This is a genomic window from Pandoraea sp. B-6, assembly GCF_000282835.1.
GTDB classification, from domain to species: domain Bacteria; phylum Pseudomonadota; class Gammaproteobacteria; order Burkholderiales; family Burkholderiaceae; genus Pandoraea; species Pandoraea cepalis.
Window position 1 is genome coordinate 1 of the sequence record NZ_AKXS01000155.1, and the last position, 8,981, is coordinate 8,981.

Below are 8,981 nucleotides of genomic sequence, written 5' to 3' on the forward strand. Positions count from 1 at the left end.
CTGGCTCGACCGACCCACGGCCCGCCTTGTGGGCGTTGCCGAAGTACCACGCGGCGCCCGCGATCACGACCAGAGCCACCAATGCCCAAGGCCATTTGGCCTGCGACGCGGCGACCGGCGAGCGGAAACGCACCGGGCTCTTCGGGATGCTGGGCTGGCCCACCGGCGCCTGCGGAACGTCGACGGCAGCGGCGCGGCCGAAACTGCGCAGCGGCTCGACCATCGGCTCCGGGGCGGCCCCGAGCATACGTGCATAACTGCGCACGACCCCCAGAATGAACGGGATTTCCGGCAGCGCTTCCCACTCGCCGGTTTCCAGGCGCTTGAGCTTTTGCACCGAGATTTTCAGGCGCGCCGACACGTCTTCGATCGACATGCCGCGCTTCTCGCGCAATGCGGCCAGTTGCGCTCCCACCTGCGCTCCCAGCTCAGCCCATCCGGCGGCCGCGCCCTGTGACGCGCCCGGGCCCTGAGCCTCGGCTTGCCCGCCGGCTTGCGCCTGATTCTGGTTATCCATCGATACGCCCCCGTTCGTAAGCAGCCGCCCGCAGCGGCTGAGGATATGCTGACCACAATTCCCCACCATCACCTGCCGTGCGCGCGGCGTAAGAATCTGCTCGGCGCATCAGAAGTTTCTGCAAGGAACTGAAGGAATCGCGCAGGACACAAAACGCGCCCTGCGCAAGGAATGCTGTCGTGCGAGACAGATCCGACGAGCGACATGGCACGCGCGGGGCCGACGGCCCTCGCCACGGTCCGCGCTCGCCCATGCGCAACGTCATACGGTACGCACCTCGACCGCGATTTTCCCGAATTTGCCGCGTTGTGCAAGTCGCGTGCGATCCTGCACCTCGCCGGCGAGTTGACCGCAAGCGGCGTCGATGTCGTCGCCACGCGTCTTGCGCACGGTCGTCACGAGGCCTGCGTCGAGCAGAACTTGCGCAAAGCGCTTGATCTGCGGATCCTTCGAGCGCAACAGCCCGGACTCGGGAAACGGATTGAACGGGATCAGATTGAATTTGCACGGCACGTCGCGCGTCAGCGCAACCAGCTCGCGCGCATGCGCCTCGGTGTCGTTCACACCGTCGAGCATGCAGTACTCGAACGTGATGAAATCGCGTGGCGCCACTTCCAGGTAACGCTCGCACGCGCCCATCAGCTCGCGTAACGGATATTTCTTGTTGAGCGGCACGAGGACATCGCGCAGCGCGTCGTTCGGCGCATGCAGCGACACCGCCAACGCCACGGGCAACTCCTGGCCCAGCCGATCCATCATCGGCACGACACCTGAGGTCGACAGCGTGACACGGCGACGTGACAACCCATAGGCGTTGTCATCGAGCATCAGGCGCATCGCCCCCACAACATTCTCGAAGTTGAGCAGCGGCTCGCCCATGCCCATCATCACCACGTTGGTGATAACGCGCTCGTTCTTGCCCTCGCGTCCGAGGTCGCGGCGCAATGCGAATTCGGCCATCCACAACTGACCAATGATCTCGCCGAGCGACAGATTGCGAGAGAAACCCTGCTTGCCGGTCGAACAAAACCGGCAATTGACGGCGCAGCCCGCCTGCGAAGAGACGCAAAGCGTGCCGCGCGTTTCCTCGGGGATGTAGACCGTTTCGACGGCATCGCCGTTGCCCACGTCCAGCAGCCATTTGCGCGTGCCGTCAGCCGACAGGTGGTCGGTGATGACATCGGGCGACGCGATCGTTGCGCGTGTGTGCAACTTCTCGCGCAGCGACTTGGCCAGATCGGTCATGCCGTCGAAATCGGCGGCGCCCATCTGGTGGATCCAACGCTGGAGCTGGCGGGCACGGAACGGCTTCTCGCCGAGCGAGCCGCAATAGGCGGCCAGACCGTCCGGATCGTAATCAAGCAGATTCGTGAGGTTGGTCATGACCTGGGTCCTTCAACATCCCTTCGGTAACTTCCTGCCATGGAGCGGCTAAACGCGGCTTAGCGCGCGTAGACGTTCATGCCCGGGAAGAAGAACGACACTTCCACGGCAGCCGTTTCAGCGGCGTCCGAGCCGTGCACGGCGTTGGCGTCGATGCTATCGGCGAAGTCGGCGCGGATCGTGCCCTTCTCAGCCTTCTTCGGGTCGGTGGCACCCATCAGATCGCGATGCTTCGCCACGGCGTTCTCGCCTTCCAGAACCTGGATCATCACCGGGCCCGAGACCATGAAATCGACCAGATCCTTGAAGAACGGACGTTCCTTGTGCACGGCGTAGAATTGCTCGGCTTCGGCGCGCGACAGATGCACCAGCTTGGCAGCAGCGATCTTCAGGCCCGCGTTCTCGAAGCGGCTATAGATCTGGCCGATCACGTTCTTGGCAACGGCATCGGGCTTGATAATCGACAAAGTGCGTTCGACTGCCATGAAAAACTCCAAAAAATTAAGCAGTTATACAACCAACATGAACCCGTGATTGTAGCACGAAGGCTGTTATGATGGGGATGGAACCTACAGTGCGCATACCGCTCAAACGCAGGACGGCCGGGACGATCCGGCTTGTCGTGAAGTCAGGATCATCGCGGGATTCCGACACCTTCCCTACATAGGAGGGTTGGACAACGACGCGGCGGATTGAAATTCAGGCATTCGCCCTGACATTTTGAGAAGCGTCCGAGCGCTTTCCCCGCCATCTTTCGGTATCCTGTGGCTTCGACGACGAGCCAGACGAATGGCTGCGGGGGATCGACCGGCGACTAAAGCCGGTTGTCGTAAGCGTCAAGAGGCGCTTGCCGGCCCCGCCGGCGGGCACAATGACCACGGAGAACACAAGATATGAACCAGGATTTCCAACGTTTCGGCTACGGCGGGATGCGCGACGTCACGACCGTACAGATGCGCAACAAGGTGCTGCGCAATACGTACTGGCTGCTCGCGTTGTCGATGCTGCCGACGATTGCGGGGGCCTGGCTGGGCGTGAACTATGGCTTCGCGCTGTTCGCGGGCAGCCCGATGGTCAGCATGATCGCGTTCCTCGCGATCGCATTCGGCTTCATGTTCGCCATTGAGCGCTTCAAGAACAGCGGCGTGGGGGTGGCGTTGCTGCTGGGCTTTACGTTCTTCATGGGGTTGATGCTCACACGGTTGCTGAGCTTCGTGCTGGGATTCTCGAACGGCGCATCGCTCATCATGATGGCGTTCGGTGGCACCGCCGTGATTTTCGGCGTCATGGCAACGGTCGCCACGGTCAGCAAACGTGACTTCAGCGGGCTGGGCAAGTGGCTGTTCATGGGCGTGCTCGTGATCCTGCTGGCCTCGGTCGCCAATATCTGGCTGCAACTGCCGGCGCTGATGCTGACGGTGTCGGTGATCGCCATCGCCATCTTCTCCGCGTACATCCTGTTCGATGTGCAGCGTGTCGTGAATGGCGGCGAGACGAACTACGTCACCGCGACGCTGGCCATTTACCTTGACCTGTACAACATTTTCACCAATCTGCTGGCCATTCTCGGCGTGCTCGGCGGCAATCGCAACTGACGCGACCGACAGGTGGTGCGGCGGGCAACTCCGCACCACGCCGCGGATGCGAAAAAGCCAGTTCTTCGGGACTGGCTTTTTCTTTGCGTGACGGGATTTTGCGATGTGCGGCCCACCCGATGCGCTAGTGGGCCGGGTCGCTCAGGCCTGCACTCCGCCCGCCCGGATCCATTGGCCGCTGCAGCGCCGCGGCCGCCGAAACCGATGGCCAGCCGCCGCCATCACGCACGATCAGGCCTCGTCGTGAATCACGCCGTCGCCACCGGTAGCACCGGCAATCGCCTCAACGCCCTCAATGCCCTGATCGGCCTGATCGGCGGAAGCATCCGACGCCGACACCCGCACCGTCGGCACCCACGGCTGCCCGATGCTCTCATGCTCGAACACGGCCATCGACTCGACGTGCGACGTGTGTGGGAACATGTTCACCACCCCGGCCAGCGTCAGGCGATAGCCCGCTTCATGCACGAGCACGCCCGCGTCACGCGCCAGCGTTGCCGGACTGCAGGAAACGTAGACGATGCGCTTGGGCAGGCCGTCGTAGCCCTGCTGCGCCAATTCGGCGATCGCCTTCGATACCGCCAGTGCCCCTTCGCGCGGCGGATCGATCAGGTAGCGGTCAAACGCACCCAATGCGCGAATATCCTCCGGTGTGATGTCGAACAGGTTCCGGCACGCGAATTCGGTCCGTTCGGCCACGCCATTACGTTGCGCGTTCGCGAGCGCACGCTCCGTGAGCGCGGTGCTGCCCTCGATCCCCATGACGGTGCCGGCGCGACGCGCCAGTGGCAGCGTGAAGTTCCCCAGGCCGCAGAACAGATCGAGCACACGCTCATGCGACGCCGGCGCCAGCAAGCGCAACGCGCGATGCACGAGCACACGGTTGATCTGATGGTTGACCTGCGTGAAGTCCGTCGGCTTGAACGGCATCCGGATCTGATATTCCGGCAGGGTGTAATGCAATTCCGGGTCCAGCGGGTAGAACGGCACCGCGGTGTCCGGCCCCTTCGGTTGAACCCAGAACTGGACGTGATTTGCCTCAGCGAAGGCGCGCAGAATGTCCTCGTCCGCTGGCGTGAGGGGCTCGAGAATACGCAGCACGAGCGCCGTCACCTCGGCGCCGATCGCCAGTTCGATCTGCGGCAGACGTTCCCGAATGGACAGCGACTCGACCAGGCGCCGCAACGGCACGAGCATGTCAGAAACGTGGCGGGGCAGCACTTCGCACGAGTCCATGTCGGCCACGTAGCTGCTCCTGCGCTCATGGAATCCGATGAGCACGCCCCCCTTTTTCGGGACGTATCGCACCGTCAGACGTGCACGGAAGCGATAGCCCCAGTCTGGCCCCTGAATGGGCCGAAGGATGGCTTCGGCCTTCACCTTGCCCAGACGCGCCAGATTGTCCTCGAGCACACGCTGCTTGATTGCGATTTGTGCACGCGGCTCGAGATGCTGCATCGAGCACCCACCGCACTTGCCGAAGTGCGGACACTGTGGCTTGGCGCGCATCGGGCTGGCGCGCAGCACATCAATGGCTTCGGCCTGCTCGAATTTGGGTTTGCGACGATAGCTGAGATAGGTGACGCGTTCGCCCGGCAGCGCGCCTTCGACAAAGATCACCTTGCCGGGCTTGTAGTCCGGTGCACCCGGCTCGCCCTCGGGCGCGGTGCGGCCGACGCCGCGCGCTTCCATGTCGAGCGATTCGATATCGATAATGCCGGGTTCGGCAGCCGGCCGGCCGCGTGAGGAATTTCGGGAGGAGCGGGTCACGTCGTTGTTCTCATGTGCGACAGCAAACCGAACATTTTAATCGATTCGCTCGCCACTGACGTACGCTCGTTCGCGCAGCGCCGACATCCCCCGGCCCCAAACTCAGGCGATCACGCCCAGGCGGCGAGATATTCCTTCCAGTGCGGCGCCGCTTCCTCTTCGAGCGAGCGTCTCACGAATTCGATCTCCTGCGCGTACTCCGCCTGACGCAAACCGCCCCGCATCAACTGAAAGCGGCAATAGACCAGATACGTGTTCACCACGTCCGTCTCGCAGTAATTGCGAATCTCCTCAAGCTTGCCCGCGCGGAACGCTTCCCAGACCTTGCTGCCGTCCATGCCGAGCTTGCCTGGAAACCCGCACAGCTTGGCCAGGTCGTCGAGCGGCGCGTTTGCACGGCCCTGATACATCGCCAGAAGATCCATCAAATCCAGATGACGTTGGTGATATCGGCTGATGTAGTTGTTCCACTTGAACTCGCGATCGTCCTCACCCATGTCCCAATAGCGCGGCGCGGCAATGCCGTGAATCATCGCGCGGTAATGCAACACGGGCAGGTCGAAGCCGCCGCCATTCCACGACACGAGTTGCGGCGCGTACTTCTCGATCGTGCGGTAGAAGCCGGAGACGAGTGCCGCCTCGCCATCGTCGAGCGTACCGAGGGATTTCACACGAAAGCCGTCGCGATCGCGAAACACGCACGAGATTGCCGCAACGCGCTGCAAGTGCAACGGCAGGAAGTCGTGCCCCACCTTTTCACGGCGGGCGGCAAAGGCGGCGTCGGCCACGGCATCGTCGGACAGCCCGGCGTACGCCGGCTCGAGCTTGCGCAGGCCGTCAACGTCGGGGATCGTTTCAATATCGAAGACGAGGACAGGTGATGACATGGTCAGAATGTGAAGTGAAATTCAGTGCGCGCCGCCGCATCACGGCGACGTCATGGCATGCCGCCCCCGACGACGCGGGCGGCGGATGGCGGCGGTCGTCGAGGTCGACACCAATCAGAGCACGGCGTCCTTGCGCACCCCGTTGGATGCGAAATAGCGCTTGAGCTTGACGAGCGCCTCTTGCTGGATCTGACGCACGCGCTCGCGCGTCAGTCCCATTTCGTCGGCCAGCTCTTCCAGCGTGGCGGGTTCCACGCGGTTAAGTCCGAACCGTCGCTCGATGACGTAGCGATGCTTGGTGGACAGGCGCGAGAGCCAAAGGCGCATGAGGTCTTCCAGCTCGCGATGCTGCACCTCCTGCTCCGGGGCCGCACTGTGATCGTCCGAGAGCAAATCGAGCAAGCTACTGCCCGGATCGATTTCCAGCGGCGCGTCGAGCGACGCCACATGCTCGTTGAGCGCGAGGATGTCGATCACCTCTTCGGGCGTTTTGCCGGTCAAATCGGCGATGTCTTCGATACTTGCGTCGCGCTGCTCGCCACCATCGACATACGCCGCACTCTTTTCAAGATGACGCTTCGCGCGCAGCACCTGATTGAGTTCGCGAATCACATGCACCGGCAAGCGTACGGTGCGCGCCTGATTCATGATGGCGCGCTCGATGCTCTGGCGAATCCACCACGTGGCATAGGTTGAAAAACGGAACCCGCGACCCGGGTCGAACTTTTCAATCGCATGCATCAAGCCGAGATTACCCTCCTCGATCAGATCGAGCAGCGGCACACCGCGATTGAGATAGCCCTTGGCAATGCTCACGACGAGGCGCAGATTGCGCTCGATCATGACCTGACGGGCCGCAAACTCGCCAGCCTGGGCACGCGTGGAGTAATCGAATTCTTCCGCGGGCGTGAGCAGCGGTTTGACGCTGATACGGTTGAGATAGTGCTGGACGGTATCCGCCGTAAGTTCGGCCTGCAGCACCGTGCCGAAGTCCTCGGCCTCGGGCTTGCGCTTGCGGCCGGCGGCACCGGCTTCGGCCGCGTCGGACGACGACGCGTCGTCGCCCTCCTCCGCCTCGCGCTCGTCGAAAGCGTCGTCCACGTCCTCGTCCTGCCGGGATTGCCGATCGTCGATTTCCTGATCGGGCTCCGGGGCAGCGAGGTCTTCCTCTTGCGAAGTGCGACGCTTTCTCTTGAGCATTCGACCCTGCCTAGTTTATTGAGGCGGCAAATACTTCATCGGATCTACAGGCTTGCCGTCGCGACGTACCTCGAAATGCAGCATGACACGATCCGCATCCGAGTTGCCCATTTCGGCAATTTTCTGACCCCGCGTGACGGAGTCGCCTTCCTTGACCAACAGTGTGCGGTTGTGCGCATACGCCGTCAAGAAGGTAGCGTCATGTTTGATGATGACGAGGTTGCCATAGCCGCGCAGGCCAGCCCCCGAATACACGACCTTGCCCGCTCCCGCCGCATAGACAGGCTCGCCTACGGTCCCGCCAATGTTCAGGCCCTTGTTCTTCGAATCGTCGAAGCGGCCAACGACATTGCCCTTGGCTGGCCACGACAATTGCAACTCGCCACTCGACACGGCGGACGGTGCAGACGGTGCGGCCGTCGCCGACGCGCTGGCCGGCGGCGTCACGACCGCCGGCGGCACCGAGGCCACATTGTTGCTGGCGAGCGGCGCCGGCAACGGCGTGCCGGCATCCCCGGCGGGTGGCTTCACACGCAAGACCTGGCCAACCTCGATCTGATCCGCATTCTGGATATTGTTCCAGCGCGCGATATCGCGATAGTTCTGACCGTTCTCCAGCGCGATGCGATAGAGGCGATCGCCGGGCTTGACGCGGTAATACCCGGCCGGCACCGGCGTGTTGTCGATGACAGGCGCTGCGCCTGGCGCACTACCGTCGGTCGCCACACCGCCTACGGTACGGTCGACGACCGGCGCCCCGACTTGTCGCGATGCGCACGCTGCCAGCATGCTCAGCAACAGGACGCTGGCGACGCGTTGTTGGAAACCCGCTCGCAAATTCACTCAAATCCTCCGCAGAATAAGGCCCGTCGGGCTTAGATGATGCCCGATTTTAAGGGGACGAATAACACCCTATCAAGCTGGGTTTCGCGCCACTGGCGCGTACCGGTGCGCTCGATGAGGGTCAAAATCTGTTGCTCACCGCCCACGGGCGCGATGAGGCGTGCGCCAACGGCGAGTTGATCGATCAGCGCGTCCGGAATTTCCAGTCCGGCAGCGGCAATCACAATGCCGTCGAACGGCGCGACCGTCGGCAGCCCTAGCCGCCCGTCTCCGTAATGCAGGCGAATATTCGGCACCCGCAGCGGTCGCAAGTTGGCCTTGGCACGCTCATGGAGCGGACGCACGCGTTCGATCGAGTACACGTCGCGCGCCACACACGACAGGACCGCCGCCTGGTAGCCGCATCCCGTGCCGATTTCCAGCACCTTCTCCAGCGGACGCCCGCCAGCAAGCAGCAGCTCGATCATGCGCCCGACGACCGATGGCTTGGAAATCGTCTGCCCGTGTCCGATCGGCAGCGCCGCGTCTTCATAGGCCTGATTGGCGAGCGCCGCGTCGACAAATCCGTGACGCGGCACCGTCGCCAGCGCCGCCAGCACGCCCGGGTGTTTGACGCCGGATGCGGCCACGCGTTCAGCCATCCGCGCGCGCACCCGCTCGGAGGTCAGTCCGATGCCATCCGGCGAAATCCCGAGCGCCGAGGCGCTCGCGCGTCCCGTGCCACCCGCCGAAATCTTCGTTGCCGTCACCCCGCGCACCGCGCCCCTGGCACCGACGGCCGCGCCC

The 8,981-nt window shown here is 63.2% G+C and carries 9 protein-coding genes; 1 reads left to right on the forward strand and 8 read right to left on the reverse strand.

Translation table 11 applies throughout. The features are described 5' to 3' along the window. The 3 genes from A985_RS0101345 to ndk form a co-directional block, all read right to left on the reverse strand. A partial coding sequence (locus A985_RS0101345; RefSeq protein ID WP_017231636.1) for a RodZ family helix-turn-helix domain-containing protein occupies positions 1-517 on the reverse strand: 517 nt, incomplete at its 3' end. 261 nt (positions 518-778) lie between these two features. Beyond that, positions 779-1,900, reverse strand: coding sequence for a 23S rRNA (adenine(2503)-C(2))-methyltransferase RlmN (gene rlmN / locus A985_RS0101350; protein ID WP_017231637.1), 1,122 nt, complete (start codon positions 1,898-1,900; stop codon positions 779-781). A gap of 59 nt (positions 1,901-1,959) precedes the next feature. Next, a complete protein-coding gene (gene ndk, locus A985_RS0101355; RefSeq protein WP_017231638.1) occupies positions 1,960-2,385 on the reverse strand; it encodes a nucleoside-diphosphate kinase in 426 nt (141 codons plus the stop codon). Positions 2,386-2,829: 444 nt separating this feature from the next. Between ndk and A985_RS0101360 the strand changes: the two genes are divergently transcribed. After that, entirely contained in the window at positions 2,830-3,495 is a 666-nt protein-coding gene (locus A985_RS0101360) for a Bax inhibitor-1/YccA family protein (protein ID WP_369751541.1), read from the forward strand. A 231-nt stretch (positions 3,496-3,726) separates the two neighbouring features. Here A985_RS0101360 and rlmD read toward each other — a convergent pair whose 3' ends face one another. From rlmD to A985_RS0101385, 5 genes are all read right to left on the reverse strand, one after another. After that, the gene (rlmD, locus tag A985_RS0101365) at positions 3,727-5,265 is read right to left on the reverse strand and encodes a 23S rRNA (uracil(1939)-C(5))-methyltransferase RlmD (protein WP_083902149.1); all 1,539 of its coding nucleotides are present in this window, start codon (positions 5,263-5,265) and stop codon (positions 3,727-3,729) included. A gap of 110 nt (positions 5,266-5,375) precedes the next feature. Beyond that, positions 5,376-6,152, reverse strand: a complete 777-nt coding sequence (locus tag A985_RS0101370; RefSeq protein ID WP_017231641.1) for a 3'-5' exonuclease — start codon at positions 6,150-6,152, stop codon at positions 5,376-5,378. A gap of 114 nt (positions 6,153-6,266) precedes the next feature. Continuing rightward, complete coding sequence (gene rpoS, locus A985_RS0101375; protein WP_017231642.1) at positions 6,267-7,352, reverse strand: RNA polymerase sigma factor RpoS; 1,086 nt, start codon at positions 7,350-7,352, stop codon at positions 6,267-6,269. Positions 7,353-7,367: 15 nt separating this feature from the next. Further along, positions 7,368-8,141, reverse strand: coding sequence for a peptidoglycan DD-metalloendopeptidase family protein (locus tag A985_RS0101380; RefSeq protein WP_083902151.1), 774 nt, complete (start codon positions 8,139-8,141; stop codon positions 7,368-7,370). A gap of 86 nt (positions 8,142-8,227) precedes the next feature. Beyond that, the coding region (locus A985_RS0101385) for a protein-L-isoaspartate(D-aspartate) O-methyltransferase (protein ID WP_017231644.1) at positions 8,228-8,981 on the reverse strand (754 nt) is incomplete at its 5' end.

Excerpts from the sequence above, each read along its gene's own strand:
- rlmN (WP_017231637.1), bottom strand. The coding sequence starts at position 1,900 with ATGACCAACCTCACGAATCTGCTTGATTACGATCCGGACGGTCTGGCC.
- rpoS (WP_017231642.1), bottom strand. The coding sequence starts at position 7,352 with ATGCTCAAGAGAAAGCGTCGCACTTCGCAAGAGGAAGACCTCGCTGCC.
- A985_RS0101360 (WP_369751541.1), top strand. The coding sequence starts at position 2,830 with ATGCGCGACGTCACGACCGTACAGATGCGCAACAAGGTGCTGCGCAAT.
- A985_RS0101380 (WP_083902151.1), bottom strand. The coding sequence starts at position 8,141 with ATGCTGGCAGCGTGCGCATCGCGACAAGTCGGGGCGCCGGTCGTCGAC.
- ndk (WP_017231638.1), bottom strand. The coding sequence starts at position 2,385 with ATGGCAGTCGAACGCACTTTGTCGATTATCAAGCCCGATGCCGTTGCC.
- A985_RS0101370 (WP_017231641.1), bottom strand. The coding sequence starts at position 6,152 with ATGTCATCACCTGTCCTCGTCTTCGATATTGAAACGATCCCCGACGTT.